Origin of the sequence: Winogradskyella pelagia, assembly GCF_017581965.1 — a bacterium.
Taxonomy (GTDB): Bacteria; Bacteroidota; Bacteroidia; order Flavobacteriales; family Flavobacteriaceae; genus Winogradskyella; species Winogradskyella pelagia.
In genome coordinates, this window is the sequence record NZ_JAGEVF010000002.1 from 344,993 (window position 1) to 360,184 (window position 15,192).

Below are 15,192 nucleotides of genomic sequence, written 5' to 3' on the forward strand. Positions count from 1 at the left end.
CTATTTGAAGTCAACTCTTATTAAATATAAGCTTGTATTTAAGTTCATTATCACCTTCGTGGCAGTTTACTCTTTTCTTACTTTGGCATATAATCAGTATTTGACTTTATCTGATGGCTCTATGTATTACCCAGACTATCTTACCAACTTGGTCGCGAAGCAAACTCAAATCTTACTAGATAGTGTGGGGTATTCCTCTGAGGTTGTGCCACATCCAAATGAGCTTTCAATGAAAATTATCTTGAATGGAAAATTTGTAGCAACAATTGTTGAAGGTTGTAATGCCGTGAGTATTATTATCTTATTTCTGTCTTTTATTGTAGCCTTTTCAGGGCGGTTAAAAACAACGCTTCTATATGCACTTGCAGGCAGTATAATAATCTATGCATTTAATCTCGTTAGAATAGTAGTGTTATCAATAGGATTGTATCATTATCCTTGGAGACGAGAAATGCTGCATACAGTAATTTTTCCACTACTCATCTATGGGACGGTATTTTTACTCTGGATGATTTGGGTAAATCGTTTTTCTAAATCTAGTGACCATGCCTAATATTTTGAAATATAGTTTGGTTGTAGTTCTGTTTCTAGTGCTTGTTGCTATTCGAGCTTTTGAAGATGTCTTATTCTACGATCCATATCTGACTTTTTTTAAAAAGGATTACCTTTATATCGATAGCCCACGAAGAGAAGTAGCAAAACTTGTGATGTTTACAAGTCTACGGTTTTTATTAAATACAATAGCTTCATTAGGCATTATTTACTTGTTACTTAAGGATAAGAGCATTTTAAAACTAGCAAGTTTATTATACATGGCAGCATTCATTCTTTTGCTTATGCCTTTTCTGTATTTTGTAATTAACCCAAGGCAAGAAGATTATTATCTATTTTTTAATGTGAGACGTTTTTTAATTCAGCCTGTATTTTTAATGCTCTTTCTACCGGCGTTTTATTACTACAAACTAAACCGTTAAGGCTTTTGTAATTTCTACTCGAAGTATATACTATTTATTACCTTTACAGCGTGAAATTTTCTTTTTTACATAAAAGTGCATCATTAGTGCTAGCTGTCTTAGTTCTCTTTTCTACTATGTCCTTGACAGTAGAAAAGCACTTTTGCGGTGGCCAACTTATCGATGTCGCAGTTTTTACCAAATTGCACAGATGTGGCGACGGCATTTCCGAAATGCCTACTTTGGATACATTGAAGAAATCTTGTTGTAAGGATGAAGTTGATATCATAGAAGGTGTTACTAACCTTCACGTACCTTCTTTTCAGGATTTGGATGTAGATGGGCAAGACTTTGCTGTAGGTTTTATAATTACCTACTATAATTTAATTCTTAATGAGGACTCAAACCTAAGTGTTTTAAGGCACTACGAGCCGCCAAACCTAGTTAAGGAAATATACCTTTTTAACGAAACATATATAATTTGATTTTAAAGTTGTCCTATTAGGCTTACATGTTGAGCCTAACCATACTTTAGTTATAATCAAATTAAAACACAAATGACACATATATATAAAGTTACAGGAATGACCTGTAATGGTTGCAAAGCTTCAGTAGAATCGTCTCTAAGCACTTTAGATGCTGTAGAAAATGTAGCGGTAAATCTAGAGAAGGAAGAGGTTGAGATTTCTATGTCCAAGCATCTAAATCTGCAGCAGCTACAAGAAGTTTTAACAGATAAATACAATATTTCAAAAGTACAAGAATCTAATGTTTTTGAACAGAATAGTACAGTTAAGCCACAAGATCAAAATGAGCTCAAACAGCTTTTTCCTTTAGTACTAATTTTTGGGTACATAACTGTTTCCGCCTCATTATTAAACATGAAAATGTGGAATACCACGGATTTTATGCTGGATTTTATGGGGTTATTTTATATCGTTTTCAGTTTTTTTAAACTACTCGATTTAAAAGGTTTTCCAGAAAGTTTTAGAATGTACGACCCTCTGGCCAAACAACTGCCAATTTATGGCTGGGTATACCCCTTTATAGAAATAGCATTAGGACTCTTATTCCTATTCCGTTATAAAATTGATATAGCCTTAATTTTAACCTTAATAATTCTTGGCATTACAACAGTTGGGGTCACTAGGTCTTTAGTGGATAAGAAGTCAATAAGGTGTGCTTGTTTAGGTACTGCATTAAATTTACCTATGACCAAAGCTACCTTCATCGAAAATTCAATCATGATAATAATGGCTGTAGTCATGTTGTTTAAAACCTTTTAGAAAATGAGACAAATAATAATTTTTATAGTGTTAGTTGTGTCTCAGCTTTCGGCTCAAGAGCAGTTGAAAGGTGTGGTTTTAGAATCTAGCAGTTCTAAAGAGTTGCCGTTACCAGGTGCTAATGTATATTGGTCGGGGTCATCTGTAGGAACAATTACCGCGGGAGATGGTACATTTGAGTTGCCTTATAAATTTTCTTATAATCGGTTGGTAATAAGCTATGTTGGTTATAAAACAGACACGTTGGTGGTTACCGAGAACAAGTATATAAAACATGTTTTACAACCATCTGATGAGTTAGAAACCGTAACCATTACGAGCCGAAAGCAATCCACAATGAAATCGTATTTAAAAGCTACAAATACGTTTACTGTGAGTAGTGATGAATTGCTCAAAGCGGCTTGTTGTAACCTTTCCGAAAGCTTCGAGACCAATCCATCAATCGATGTAAATTTTGCTGATGCTGTTACTGGGACAAAGCAAATAAAAATGTTAGGTCTTAATTCACCTTATATTTTAATCACCACAGAGAATGTTCCCGCAATACGTGGGGCTTCTCAAGCTTATGGCTTAAGTTTTATTCCTGGGACTTGGGTAGAAAGTATCCAAATCACCAAAGGCGCTGGTAGCGTTGTTAATGGATTTGAAAGCATTGCAGGTCAAATCAATGCAGAACTAGTGAAGCCAATGACAGATGCTAAACTTTTTGTTAATGCCTATGCTGGTATGAACGGCCGATTTGAGTTGAATACTCATATTAATAAGCAGGTATCGGAAAAATGGAGTAGTGGTTTATATGTGCATGGCAACCTTAGAAATCAAAAGTTTGATCGAAATGACGATTCCTTTTTGGATGTTCCCTTGAAGGAACAAATCAATATTATGAATAGATGGCAGTACACAAATGCAGAAAGAGGAATAGTTAGCTTTATAAATTTGCGATATCTTAATGACAATACTCAAGCAGGGCAAGTCGGTTTTGAACCAGAGCGTGACAGAGGAACTACCAATTTTTGGGGAAGTGAAATTGATACTGAGCGTTATGAGATCACAACTAAATTAGGTTACGTAAATCCTCAGATACCCTATCAAAGTATTGGATTTCAAACGGCGTTTAGCTATCATAATCAAGAATCGTATTTCGGATTGAATATATATGATATACAACATACGAGTTTTTACTCTAACCTAGTGTACAATAGTATCATTACTGATTCTAGGCATAAAATAAAAACCGGATTAAGCGTTACTTACGATAATTATAATGAGTTGGTAAATACCTTTACTTTTGAAAGGACCGAGAATTCTTTCGGTGGTTTCTTTGAGTATTCGTACGATGATTTGGATAAACTTACGTTAACAGCAGGTATAAGAGCCGACCAACATAATAGATTCGGTTTTTTCATTACACCGCGATTGCATGTAAGATATACACCTTGGGAAAAATCTGCGCTCAGGGCATCTGTAGGAAGAGGTATAAAAAGTGCCAATATTTTTGCCGAAACCCAGAATATGTTTTCTAGTTCTAGGCAGATTAATATTATCGATGCAGGAGGTAAAATCTATGGGCTAGACCCAGAGATTGCCTGGAACTATGGTGTAAGTTACCTGCAAGGCTTTAATTTATTTGATAGAAAAGCGGATATTACCCTAGATTTTTACAGAACGGAATTTCAAAATCAAGTAGTTACCGATTGGGAAAACCCTTTTGAAATTACATTTTATAATCTGGAAGGTGAGAGTTTTGCTAATAGTTTTCAGTTTGAATTTAACTATAATGCTTTTGAGAATTTTGATGTGAGATTGGCCTATAAGTATTACGATATACAAACCGATTATATCAGGGGCAGACTTGATAATCCTTTGGTGCCAAAACATCGTATTTTTGCCAATGCGGCTTACGAGACAGAAATAACCTCCATTGGCGCTCAGTGGAAATTTGATGCGACGTATAATTGGCTGGGACGGCAACGCTTTCCCAATACGGATTTAAGTCCTCCTGAATTTCAATTAGGGGAATTTTCACCAACAATTGGTACCTTAAACCTGCAGATTACCAAAGTATTTTCACCAAAGTTTGAAGTGTATGCTGGAGGTGAGAACGTTACCGATGTGAGACAGCCAAACCCTATAATAAGTCCAGATAATCCATTTGGTTCAAATTTTGATAGTAATTTTGTATACGGACCAATTTTTGGAAGTATGTATTACGCCGGATTGCGATTTAGAATAAACTAAGATTAGAATATAAAAATTAAATAAAACATGATGAAAAATATAGTAGTAATTTTCCTTTTGAGTTTAAGTACAATGGCATTTGCCCAAAATAAAAATGCCAAAGCTAGTATGGAAGTAGATGGTGTTTGCGGGATGTGTAAGGAACGCATTGAAAAAGCAGCCATAAGAACTAAAGGTGTGAAATCTGCCATTTGGAATGGAGATACACATGAGCTTAAGCTAATTTTTGATGAGCGTAAAACTAATGTTGAAACAATTTCTAAACAGATTGCGGCAGTAGGCCATGATACTAAGCTCTTCAAAGCTACAGACAAGGCTTATAATGCTGTAAGTCCCTGTTGTAAATACAGAGACGAAGAGGTTGTCAAAAACCACAATTAGCATAGAGCTTTAATTGAAAAAGCCTTTGATTTACTCAAAGGCTTTTTCAATTAAATTGATGATGTTGTTTTTACATCATACCTGGCATTCCGCCGCCACCTCCCATTGGAGGCATTGCAGGTGCGTCTTCTTTAATGTCTACCAATGCACACTCTGTAGTTAAAATCATACCAGCTACAGAAGCAGCGTTTTCTAAAGCGATACGCGTTACTTTTTTAGGGTCGATAATACCAGCTTTAAGCATATCCACGTATGCTTCAGATTTGGCATCGTAGCCAAAGTCTTTTTTGCCTTCGAGCACTTTGTTAATTACAACAGAACCTTCTCCGCCTGCATTTTCAACAATAGTCCTTAAAGGTGATTCAATGGCTTTGTTTACAATTTGAACACCAGTAGTTTCGTCTAAATTTTCTGTAGTTATTTTCTCTAATGTCTTTTTAGCTCGCACTAAAGCAACACCACCGCCTGCAACAATACCTTCTTCTACAGCTGCACGTGTAGCATGTAAAGCGTCATCAACACGGTCTTTCTTTTCTTTCATTTCTACTTCAGAAGCTGCGCCCACATAAAGCACGGCAACACCACCAGCTAATTTGGCTAAACGCTCTTGTAGTTTTTCTCTGTCATAGTCTGATGTGGTAGTCTCAATCTGTGCTTTGATTTGGTTAACACGTGCTTTGATATCAGAGGCATTACCAGAACCATTCACAATTGTTGTGTTGTCTTTATCAATAGTGACGGTTTCAGCAGTACCAAGCATGGATAAATCTGCATTCTCAAGTGAGAAACCTCTTTCTTCAGAAATGACAACACCACCAGTAAGAATAGCAATATCCTCTAGCATAGCTTTACGTCTGTCTCCAAATCCTGGAGCTTTAACAGCAGCAATTTTTAGTCCACCACGTAATTTGTTTACAACCAAAGTGGCTAAGGCCTGTCCTTCAACATCTTCTGCGATAATTAATAAAGGACGACCAGATTGTGCTACTGGTTCCAAAATTGGAAGGATTTCTTGTAGGTTAGAAATCTTCTTATCGAATAAAAGTATGTACGGATTTTCTAAATCGGCAATCATCTTATCGGCATCTGTTACAAAGTATGGAGAAAGATAACCTCTGTCAAACTGCATACCTTCTACAACATCTACATAGGTATCAGTTCCTTTTGCTTCTTCTACCGTAATTACACCTTCTTTACCAACTTTACCAAAGGCTTCAGCGATAAGCTCACCAATGGTACTGTCGTTGTTGGCAGAGATAGAAGCAACTTGCTTAATTTTCTCTGAAGAGTTACCTACTTTTTTTGCTTGCTTTTCTAAATCTGTTGTGATGGATTCAACCGCCTTGTCTATACCGCGTTTTAAGTCCATCGGATTTGCTCCAGCTGCAACATTTTTTAAACCTTCTTTTACAATAGCCTGAGCTAAAACAGTAGCCGTAGTAGTTCCATCACCCGCTAGATCATTGGTTTTAGAAGCAACCTCTTTTACCATTTGCGCGCCCATATTTTCAAGCTCATCTTCAAGCTCTATTTCCTTGGCCACAGTTACACCATCCTTAGTGACTTGCGGTCCGCCAAATGATTTTCCAATAATAACGTTTCTTCCTTTAGGCCCTAAAGTAACTTTTACTGCATTAGCCAATGCATCAACACCGCGCTTTAATCCATCGCGTGCTTCAATATCAAATTTTATATCCTTTGCCATTTTTAATTTTAATTTTTTTAATTAAACAATTGCTAAGATGTCACTTTCGCGCATCATTAAATAATCCTTACCATCAAGTTTAAGCTCAGTACCTCCATACTTTCCGTATAGTACGGTGTCACCAACTTTTACCGTTAAAGGTTCGTCTTTTTTACCATTACCTATGGCAACAACAGTTCCTCTTTGTGGTTTTTCTTTGGCATTATCTGGAATAATAATTCCAGCAGCTGTAGTAGTCTCAGCTTCCATAGGTTCTACAAGAACTCTGTCTGCTAAAGGTTTAATGTTTAAGCCCATTGTGTTTAATATTTTTTGTTATTAATTTAATTTATCACTCACGCATATTCTAAAATTGTGCCAAGCGATTTATACTGACAAACTTGCAGTAAAAAAAAAGCCAGCTACTTGAGCTGGCGTTATGTACCTAATTTAGTTTTTATTCTGCTTGTTGTTCTTCTGATGAAGTACTGCCGCTTTCTGTGGCAGGTAATGCAGGCATCTCGGTAGTTTCTTCTGTATCCAGTGCTTTGGACTCATTACCAGCTCCTGCTCCAATAGTAAGGTTAGATGCTAATATTAAAACTATAAGAGCTGTTGCCAAAAACCATGTACTTTTATCTAAGAAGTCTCCTGTTTGTTTAACACCGCCTATTTGCTGGTTTCCACCACCACCAAATGAAGACGATAAACCACCACCTTTTGGGTTCTGTACCATTATAACAACAACCAAAAGAAAGGCTACTATTACTATTAGTATTAAAAATATTGTAAATGCACTCATATTATGATTTGTTTTGTTCTCTAAGCTCTTCTACCGCTTTAATTTGGTGTGCAAAGAAACTACTTTTTTCTGGATATTTCAAACTTAAAATCTTGTATGCTTGAATCGCTTTATCATAGTTCTTTTGTTCTAGATAAATTCTAGCTAGGGTCTCTGTCATTAAGCTATCTGATTCATCTTTTCTATTATCAACAAGTTTTGGTTTAGGAGTTAATCCTGTGATAGGTTTTATTTTTGGATTTTCAGTAATGAATTTGTCAATGATATTGAGTTTACTCGTTAATGGCGCAACTTCGTCCTCTTTTTTATCAGGGATATCCGCTTGATTGGCGTCTTGCTCTTTGCGTTCTATCGGTTTAAAACTTGTTATTTTAAGCCATTCCATAAATGAGTGACTTTCCGTTTTGTCAAAATCTAAGGGTTTGCCAATTTCTAGTTTTTCTTCAGGAGTAATATTGTCTGCATCAACTTTAAGAAAAGAGCTTTCGTTTGAAATACCTTCTTTTTCGATGATGTCATTTGAAATTACGGGCTTAATCTCAAAAAGTTTTGGATCTAAAACACCTTCTGTGGCTTTAATATGGGCCTTTAAAGCGTCATCTATCTCAACACTTTTATGTACTGAAATATCATCAATGCCATTAACTTCAATCGCTTTAATGTTCTGTGAGTTTTGTTTGATTTGTTCTGAAATCTCATTTTGGTTAAAAGAAGCTGAGGTGATGTAATCAAACAAAATACTGCGATCTGTGGTATGGGCTGCCGTTATTTTTAAAGCGTTATTGTACTTATAACTTTCCTTTTGTTTCAAACCTTTAAGGTAGAGCGCGTGGAGGGCCTGAAAATAAGGATAGGATTTAATGTTTTGAGCAAGAGACTCTGTTTGGCTTGGTGTAACAGCTTCAGGATGCTGTAACAGGTATGTGAGATCTTGCTGCTTCATGTTTTACCAATTTGCTAATGACGTATTAAAAATATCTTGTGTAATTCGTTCAAATATTTCCTCAAAGGCTGCTTCTTTGGTGCTTCCGGTAAGTTGGTCATTAGCAGGAAAATCGAAAAAGAACGAAAAGCGCTGTTCAAAATCTTTCTCTTCATCTAATGTGTTAAAGTAACGGACGTTTATGCCAATGGTAAGTCTGTTCTGAGCTGCTCTATCACCTGTGGTTGCTGTCATTGGTGCAATTCTATATTCAACAATTTCACCTTCAAAAATTAAATCGCCACCATCTGTAACCAAATCTAAGTTTGTTTGGTTAACCATTAAATCCTGCAAAGCATTGGTAAAACGAATATCTAATCCTGGTTCAACTAAAGGTGCATTATTTTGAAAAAAATTCACTTGGAATGATTCGGCATCTCCAGTATCACCTTGATTAAATTTGTAAATACCGCAGCTTAAAAGCGTCAAAGCTGCAGAAAACAAGAAGATGTATTTGATAAATTTCATAGTTACGATTAAAGGTTATGCGGTAGTAACGAATGAAAAGTTATAAAAATTTGCTCTAAGCCCATAAACTTTTCCTAAAGGTCGTACTGTTTGATTTTTCTATACAGCGTTCGTTCGCTAATACCCAATTCTGCTGCAGCAAGTTTTCGTTTTCCTTTATGGCGCTCTAAAGATTTTTTAATAAGTTCTAATTCTTTGTCTTGTAAAGATAAAGTTTCTTCTTCTTCAATTTCTTCGGCAAAGTGATATTTATCTTCTGTATCAACAATCAATTCATCTGAAGCTTCAGTGTGCTCTGGAATGGATAGTACTTCTACACTGCTTGATTCTGATTCTTCAAAAGCGTCAGAATCAGAATCACCGTAAATCTTTTGTATGAGTTGTTCGTTTTCTTTCTGTACGTCACTCGCATCGCCAGATTTCATTAATTCCATCGTGAGCTTTTTCAAATCATTGAGGTCGCTTTTCATGTCAAACAAAACCTTGTACAAAATCTCTCTTTCATTACTGAAGTCACTCTCTGATTTGGTACTATTTATGACGGCAGGTAGATTATTTCCAGCGTCGGGTAAGTATTTCTGCAGAGTAGCCCCATTAATACTGCGGTTTTGTTCTAAGATAGAAATTTGTTCTGCTACATTTCTCAATTGCCGAATATTTCCATTCCATCTGTACTTCAGTAATAACCCTATCGCCTCATCTGTCAGTTTTACAGTGGGCATTTTATATTTAATAGCGAAATCACTAGCAAATTTCCTAAATAATAAATGGATATCATCCCTGCGTTCTCGTAAAGCAGGTAAATGTATGTCCACAGTACTTAATCTGTAAAAAAGGTCTTCTCTAAATTTTTCTTTTTTGATGGCTTCAAACATGTTAACGTTGGTAGCTGCAACTATACGAACATTAGTTTTTTGCACCTTACTTGAACCAACCTTAATAAACTCACCATTTTCTAGAACTCTCAATAAACGCACCTGTGTCGTTAAGGGTAATTCTCCTACCTCATCAAGAAAAATGGTCCCCCCATCAGCTACTTCGAAATAACCGGAGCGTGTTTGTGTGGCGCCGGTAAAAGCACCTTTTTCGTGGCCAAACAATTCACTATCTATAGTGCCTTCAGGTATAGCACCACAATTAACAGCAATGTATTTACCATGCTTGCGATGTGAGAGTTGATGAATAATTTTAGGGATACTCTCCTTACCAACACCACTTTCACCCGTAACTAACACAGATATATCAGTTGGTGCCACTTGCATGGCTTTTTCAATAGCTCGGTTAAGTTTGGCATCGTTGCCGATAATCCCAAAACGTTGTTTTATGGCTTGAACGGATTCCATTATTAATTATTTTCTGAATAGCCCACAGCCTCTCCAATTAGTGTCGCACTGGTGCAATCCAAAACCTTAACATTGACAAAGTCGCCTACTTTGTAATGTTCTTTAGGGAACACTACTACGGTATTTTGGCTATTGCGTCCAGACCAATGTTGGTCAGATCGCTTAGACGCCTTTTCTATCAATACTTCTTCTACCTTACCAAGATGTTGCTGGGTTCTGTAAAGGCTGTGTTTTTGTTGTAATTCTATGATTTCTGTTAAACGTCTTTTCTTAACCGCCTCTGGTATGTCATCTTCCATTTTTCTGGCGGCTAATGTTCCAGGGCGCTCAGAATAAGCAAACATAAAACCAAAGTCGTACTTCACATATTCCATTAAACTTAGCGTGTCTTGATGGTCCTGTTCAGTTTCCGTTGGAAAGCCCGCAATCATATCTTGAGAAATACCACAATCTGGTATAAGACGTTTAATATTGTCAATTAATTCAAAGTATTCTTCACGCGTATGTAAGCGATTCATGGCCTTAAGAATGCGATCGCTACCGCTCTGAACAGGCAGGTGAATGTAATTGCAGATATTGTTGAATTTAGCCATGGTTTCAATAACATCTAATGTCAAATCTTGTGGATTAGATGTTGAAAATCTAAAACGCATTTTAGGTTGTGCCTTGGCGCAAAGTTCAAGCAGTTTAGCGAAGTTCACTGCTGTTGCTTTCTGTAAATCAGATGCTTTTTCAAAGTCTTTTTTAAGACCTCCACCATACCAAAGATAGCTATCCACGTTTTGACCTAAAAGGGTAACCTCCTTGAAGCCTTGAGTCCACAAATCATTAATTTCTTCTATAATGCTCTGTGGGTCTCTACTGCGTTCACGACCTCTAGTAAAAGGGACTACGCAGAACGTACACATATTGTCACATCCTCTAGTGATGGAGACAAATGCAGTAACACCATTGGAGTTTAGCCTCACAGGTGATATATCTCCGTAGGTTTCTTCCTTGGATAGAATAACGTTGATAGCATCTCGTCCTTCCTCAACTTCGGCCAAGAGATTTGGTAAATCTTTATAGGCATCTGGTCCAACGACTAAGTCTACAATTTTTTCTTCCTCTAGAAATTTGGTTTTTAACCGCTCTGCCATACAGCCCAAAACACCAACTTTCATTGTTGGATTGTTCTGCTCTTTAACCGCATTATATTTCTTTAGACGTTTTCTTACGGTTTGTTCGGCTTTGTCTCTAATGGAGCAGGTGTTGACCAAAACTAGGTCCGCTTCCTCCAGATTTTGGGTGGTATTATAGCCTTGTCCAGAAAGAATTGAAGCTACAATTTCACTATCGCTAAAATTCATTTGGCAGCCATAACTTTCAATGAAGAGTTTTTTGCTATTCTCTTGTTTTTGATTGAGAATAAGTGCCTCACCTTGTTTATTTTCGTCTATAATCTTTTCCATCTTCTTAAGTCAAAACATCTGAATGTCAATAAGCATGCAAAGATAGTATTATTTTGTGTATTGTGACAAAGTGGCAGCGTTAAAAGGATTTGATTTTCTGCGAAAAAAAGTCGTTTTTTGATGTATCAACCAATATAAAATCAAATGACAGTTTCAGAGATTCAACAGCGCATTCAAAATGCAAAGCCCCTAGATTTCAGTTCCATCTTTAACCAGGCAATAGAGCTATTTAAGAAAATATGGGTTCAGGGACTTATAACTGTAATTCTAAATATGGTCTTGGTTATTCCCGTTATGATGGTTATTTATATACCATTAATATTTATGGGTGTACTAGATGCCTACAGCGTAAACTCAATAGACGAGTATGGTTATGATAACTATAATGAGCCTGAGTTAAGCCCTATTGTTATGCTTATCATGTTTGTAGTTTACATTTTTGCTGTTGCCGCTGTCAGTACCATAACCATGGCACTGCGAGCTGCCTTCTACCGTATTTGTAAAATGAAAGATTTCGATGAGATGGGGAAAGAGGATTATTTCTATTTTTTAAAAAAGAAGTATTTGGCTAAATCCCTCAAGCTAGCTTTGGCATCGATGGGTATAGCGCTTTTGGCTGCATTGCTTTGTTTTTTACCACTTATTTATGCCATTGTCCCTCTAAGTTATGTTTATGTTGTTTATGCATTTAATCCAGATAAGTCTATATCAGAAATACTTAGACTAAGTTTTGACTTAGGGAACAAGAAGTGGCTATTGACTTTGGGTCTACTTTTTATTTGTGGTCTTTTAGCTGGTATTGTAGGGTTTGTGCTATGTTTTATAGGAATTTATGTTACTCAGTCTTTTAGTTATCTTGGTCCTTATCTTATATATAAGGATGTGGTTGGTTTTGAGGACGAAGATATGACACCACGTATAGAGGAACACTCATCTATGTAATTGAAAAAGGTAATTATATGTAGTGAATAGGCCTTGTTTTTACAAGGCTTTTTCAGTTTATTTTTTAATCAAAATTCACCTAAATGAACCTAGCTGATTTTTGCAAATTAGGATTGTATCTTAATTTTCGCATACATTTGTAACCTCAAAAAAAATAAGAATGTCGAAGAATTTAGTGATTGTTGAGTCGCCTGCAAAGGCAAAAACTATAGAGAAATTTTTAGGTAAAGATTACAGAGTAGAATCTAGCTTTGGTCATATCGCAGACTTACCATCTAAGGAGCTTGGTGTTGATGTAGACAAGGATTTTAAGCCCAAATATCAAGTCTCAAAAGACAAGCGCGACGTTGTTAAAAAATTAAAGGATTTAGCCAAAAAAGCAGAAATTGTTTGGTTGGCAAGTGATGAAGATCGTGAGGGAGAAGCTATTGCTTGGCACTTGGCTGAGACTCTAGGCTTAGATAAAAATAAAATTAAGCGTATTGTTTTTCATGAAATTACCAAAAGCGCTATTACTAAGGCCATCGAAAACCCTCGAACTATTGACTATAACCTTGTAGATGCGCAACAAGCGAGACGTGTTTTAGATCGTATAGTTGGTTATGAATTATCACCTGTGTTATGGCGCAAGGTAAAAGGTGGATTGTCTGCTGGAAGAGTGCAATCCGTTTCAGTTAGACTTATTGTAGAACGAGAGCGCGATATACAAGGTTTTACACCTGAGGCTTCCTACAGGATTGATGCTGAATTTAAAACCGAAACGGGAAATTCATTCAAGGCCAAATTACCTAAGAACTTTAGTTCAAAACAAGAAGCAGAATCCTTTTTAAATAAAAATCTAAATGCTAGCTATCAGGTTGATAGCCTAGAAAAAAAGCCTGTAAAAAAATCGCCAGCACCACCGTTTACAACATCGACTTTACAACAGGAAGCCGCTAGGAAATTGGGCTTCTCAGTGAGCAGGACAATGAGTAATGCTCAACGTTTATATGAGGCAGGTTTTATTACTTACATGAGAACAGATAGTGTAAACCTATCTAATGAAGCGAAAAAGGGAGCGGCCGAAGCTATAATATCTTCTTATGGCCAGAATTACAGTGAACCAAGAAATTATAGAGGTAAATCAAAAGGAGCACAAGAAGCTCACGAGGCAATTAGGCCTACTAATTTTGCGAATCCAACAGTAAATGCAGATAGAGATCAAGCTAGGTTATATGATTTAATTTGGAAACGTGCTATTGCTTCCCAGATGAGTAATGCTAAATTAGAGCGTACTAACGTAAAAATAAAGATAAACTCCCAAAAACCAGTCAAAGAACTGTTTATAGCTAATGGGGAAATCATAACTTTTGATGGCTTTTTAAAAGTCTATCTAGAAGGTACGGATGATGAGGATACAGAACAATCAGGTCTCTTGCCAGAACTCTCAGTTTCTGATGAATTAGACAGAAAATATATTTCTGCTACCGAACGATTTACAAGGCCACCTGCGCGATATACTGAGGCATCGTTAGTTAAAAAGTTAGAGGAACTTGGTATTGGAAGGCCATCGACTTATGCACCAACTATTTCTACCATACAGAATAGAAATTATGTAGAGAAAGGAAGTGTAGATGGTGTTGAGCGTAACTATGCTCAATTAACATTGAAGGCGAACAAGATTGAAGAAAAATTACTCTCCGAACGTGTTGGTTCTGATAAAGGGAAATTAGTACCAACAGACATAGGGATGATTGTGACGGACTTTTTAGTAAATCACTTTGAAAGCATCTTAGATTATAATTTTACGGCAAAGGTTGAAGAGAGTTTCGATGATATTGCCGAAGGCAAAGAAGATTGGACCGCCATGATGAAAGATTTCTACAAAGGTTTTCATCCTCAAGTTGAGGACGTCCAAGAAAATGCAGAACGTGAGTCTGGTGAACGTATATTGGGTAAGGACCCTAAAACTGGCCGCCAAGTAAGTGTCCGCTTAGGTAAATTTGGACCAATGGTACAAATAGGAACTGTAGATGACGATGAGAAGCCTACATTTGCTAGCCTAGCTCCAGATCAGCAATTAAGCACAATTACTTATGATGAGGCGATGGATCTTTTTCAACTTCCAAAAGCCTTGGGCCACTATAATGAAGATGAGGTTGAGGTAAATATAGGACGCTTTGGTCCCTACGTACGCTATGGTAAAAAGTTTGTTTCGCTACCCAAAGGTGTAGATCCTTTGTCCGTTGAGTTAGACCAAGCTATTGAATTCATTAAAGAAAAGGAGAAAGCAGATGCGCCAATTTATAAATATCAAGGATTAGATGTCGTTAAAGGTAAAGGACGCTTTGGTCCATTTATAAAATGGAATAATATGTTTATAAATGTGAATAAAAAATACGATTGGGACAATTTATCTGAGGATGACATTGTAACTTTGATTGAAGAGAAAATCCAGAAAGAAAAAGATAAGTTAATCCATGTCTGGGAAGAAGAAGGGATTCGTGTAGAAAAAGCAAGATGGGGAAGGCATAATGTTATCAAAGGAAAGCAAAAGGTAGAATTGGCAAAGACAGTAGATGTCAGTGAGATGTCGCTAGATGATGCCAAAGCTATATTAGAGAAAAATGCTCCCAAAAAGAAGACAACAAGAAAAAAAGCAGCAACTAAAAAGAAATAATAA

The 15,192-nt window shown here is 36.5% G+C and carries 15 protein-coding genes; 8 read left to right on the forward strand and 7 right to left on the reverse strand.

All coding sequences use genetic code 11. The features are described from left to right. Window positions 1–4: 4 nt before the first annotated feature. The 6 genes from xrtF (at window position 5) to J4050_RS03975 (ending at window position 4,858) form a co-directional block, all read left to right on the forward strand. A complete protein-coding gene (xrtF, locus tag J4050_RS03950; protein WP_208152650.1) occupies window positions 5–553 on the forward strand; it encodes an exosortase family protein XrtF in 549 nt (182 codons plus the stop codon). Then, window positions 546–974, forward strand: a complete 429-nt coding sequence (locus J4050_RS03955) for an exosortase F system-associated membrane protein (RefSeq protein WP_208152651.1) — start codon at window positions 546–548, stop codon at window positions 972–974. The genes xrtF and J4050_RS03955 overlap by 8 nt, the downstream gene beginning before the upstream one ends. Window positions 975–1,024: 50 nt before the next feature. Next, window positions 1,025–1,438: an HYC_CC_PP family protein gene (locus tag J4050_RS03960; protein WP_438874711.1), complete on the forward strand. Its 414-nt coding sequence runs from the start codon at window positions 1,025–1,027 to the stop codon at window positions 1,436–1,438. Between the two features lie 72 nt (window positions 1,439–1,510). Next, window positions 1,511–2,239, forward strand: a complete 729-nt coding sequence (locus J4050_RS03965; RefSeq protein WP_208152653.1) for a heavy-metal-associated domain-containing protein — start codon at window positions 1,511–1,513, stop codon at window positions 2,237–2,239. A gap of 3 nt (window positions 2,240–2,242) precedes the next feature. Further along, window positions 2,243–4,477 (forward strand): TonB-dependent receptor, encoded by a 2,235-nt coding sequence (locus J4050_RS03970; RefSeq protein ID WP_208152654.1) that lies wholly within the window; start codon window positions 2,243–2,245, stop codon window positions 4,475–4,477. 30 nt (window positions 4,478–4,507) lie between these two features. Then, window positions 4,508–4,858, forward strand: a complete 351-nt coding sequence (locus tag J4050_RS03975; protein WP_208152758.1) for a heavy-metal-associated domain-containing protein — start codon at window positions 4,508–4,510, stop codon at window positions 4,856–4,858. A gap of 70 nt (window positions 4,859–4,928) precedes the next feature. Here the strand turns inward: J4050_RS03975 and groL are convergent, their stop codons facing one another. The 7 genes from groL to miaB all read right to left on the reverse strand — a co-directional run bounded on the left by groL (window position 4,929) and on the right by miaB (window position 11,588). Beyond that, window positions 4,929–6,563: a chaperonin GroEL gene (groL, locus tag J4050_RS03980; protein WP_208152655.1), complete on the reverse strand. Its 1,635-nt coding sequence runs from the start codon at window positions 6,561–6,563 to the stop codon at window positions 4,929–4,931. A 21-nt stretch (window positions 6,564–6,584) separates the two neighbouring features. Further along, window positions 6,585–6,860: a co-chaperone GroES gene (locus tag J4050_RS03985; protein WP_208152656.1), complete on the reverse strand. Its 276-nt coding sequence runs from the start codon at window positions 6,858–6,860 to the stop codon at window positions 6,585–6,587. 139 nt (window positions 6,861–6,999) lie between these two features. Then, on the reverse strand, window positions 7,000–7,344 hold the full coding sequence (gene secG, locus J4050_RS03990) for a preprotein translocase subunit SecG (protein WP_208152657.1): 345 nt from the start codon (window positions 7,342–7,344) through the stop codon (window positions 7,000–7,002). Between the two features lies 1 nt (window position 7,345). Beyond that, a complete protein-coding gene (locus J4050_RS03995; protein ID WP_208152658.1) occupies window positions 7,346–8,287 on the reverse strand; it encodes a tetratricopeptide repeat protein in 942 nt (313 codons plus the stop codon). 3 nt (window positions 8,288–8,290) lie between these two features. Beyond that, the gene (locus J4050_RS04000) at window positions 8,291–8,794 is read right to left on the reverse strand and encodes an LptE family protein (RefSeq protein WP_208152659.1); all 504 of its coding nucleotides are present in this window, start codon (window positions 8,792–8,794) and stop codon (window positions 8,291–8,293) included. Window positions 8,795–8,868: 74 nt separating this feature from the next. Next, complete coding sequence (locus J4050_RS04005) at window positions 8,869–10,137, reverse strand: sigma-54 interaction domain-containing protein (protein ID WP_208152660.1); 1,269 nt, start codon at window positions 10,135–10,137, stop codon at window positions 8,869–8,871. Between the two features lie 2 nt (window positions 10,138–10,139). Beyond that, window positions 10,140–11,588, reverse strand: a complete 1,449-nt coding sequence (miaB, locus tag J4050_RS04010) for a tRNA (N6-isopentenyl adenosine(37)-C2)-methylthiotransferase MiaB (RefSeq protein WP_208152661.1) — start codon at window positions 11,586–11,588, stop codon at window positions 10,140–10,142. Between the two features lie 144 nt (window positions 11,589–11,732). On the opposite strand from miaB, the gene J4050_RS04015 reads away from it, so the two are divergent. Continuing rightward, the gene (locus J4050_RS04015) at window positions 11,733–12,530 is read left to right on the forward strand and encodes a hypothetical protein (RefSeq protein ID WP_208152662.1); all 798 of its coding nucleotides are present in this window, start codon (window positions 11,733–11,735) and stop codon (window positions 12,528–12,530) included. 160 nt (window positions 12,531–12,690) lie between these two features. After that, a complete protein-coding gene (topA, locus tag J4050_RS04020) occupies window positions 12,691–15,189 on the forward strand; it encodes a type I DNA topoisomerase (RefSeq protein ID WP_208152663.1) in 2,499 nt (832 codons plus the stop codon). Window positions 15,190–15,192: the final 3 nt, after the last annotated feature.

Coding starts and splice junctions, on each gene's coding strand:
- J4050_RS03955 (WP_208152651.1), top strand. CDS start 546: ATGCCTAATATTTTGAAATATAGTTTGGTTGTAGTTCTGTTTCTAGTG.
- J4050_RS03965 (WP_208152653.1), top strand. CDS start 1,511: ATGACACATATATATAAAGTTACAGGAATGACCTGTAATGGTTGCAAA.
- J4050_RS03985 (WP_208152656.1), bottom strand. CDS start 6,860: ATGGGCTTAAACATTAAACCTTTAGCAGACAGAGTTCTTGTAGAACCT.
- groL (WP_208152655.1), bottom strand. CDS start 6,563: ATGGCAAAGGATATAAAATTTGATATTGAAGCACGCGATGGATTAAAG.
- secG (WP_208152657.1), bottom strand. CDS start 7,344: ATGAGTGCATTTACAATATTTTTAATACTAATAGTAATAGTAGCCTTT.
- miaB (WP_208152661.1), bottom strand. CDS start 11,588: ATGGAAAAGATTATAGACGAAAATAAACAAGGTGAGGCACTTATTCTC.
- J4050_RS03975 (WP_208152758.1), top strand. CDS start 4,508: ATGAAAAATATAGTAGTAATTTTCCTTTTGAGTTTAAGTACAATGGCA.
- J4050_RS03970 (WP_208152654.1), top strand. CDS start 2,243: ATGAGACAAATAATAATTTTTATAGTGTTAGTTGTGTCTCAGCTTTCG.
- J4050_RS04015 (WP_208152662.1), top strand. CDS start 11,733: ATGACAGTTTCAGAGATTCAACAGCGCATTCAAAATGCAAAGCCCCTA.
- J4050_RS04000 (WP_208152659.1), bottom strand. CDS start 8,794: ATGAAATTTATCAAATACATCTTCTTGTTTTCTGCAGCTTTGACGCTT.
- topA (WP_208152663.1), top strand. CDS start 12,691: ATGTCGAAGAATTTAGTGATTGTTGAGTCGCCTGCAAAGGCAAAAACT.
- J4050_RS04005 (WP_208152660.1), bottom strand. CDS start 10,137: ATGGAATCCGTTCAAGCCATAAAACAACGTTTTGGGATTATCGGCAAC.
- J4050_RS03995 (WP_208152658.1), bottom strand. CDS start 8,287: ATGAAGCAGCAAGATCTCACATACCTGTTACAGCATCCTGAAGCTGTT.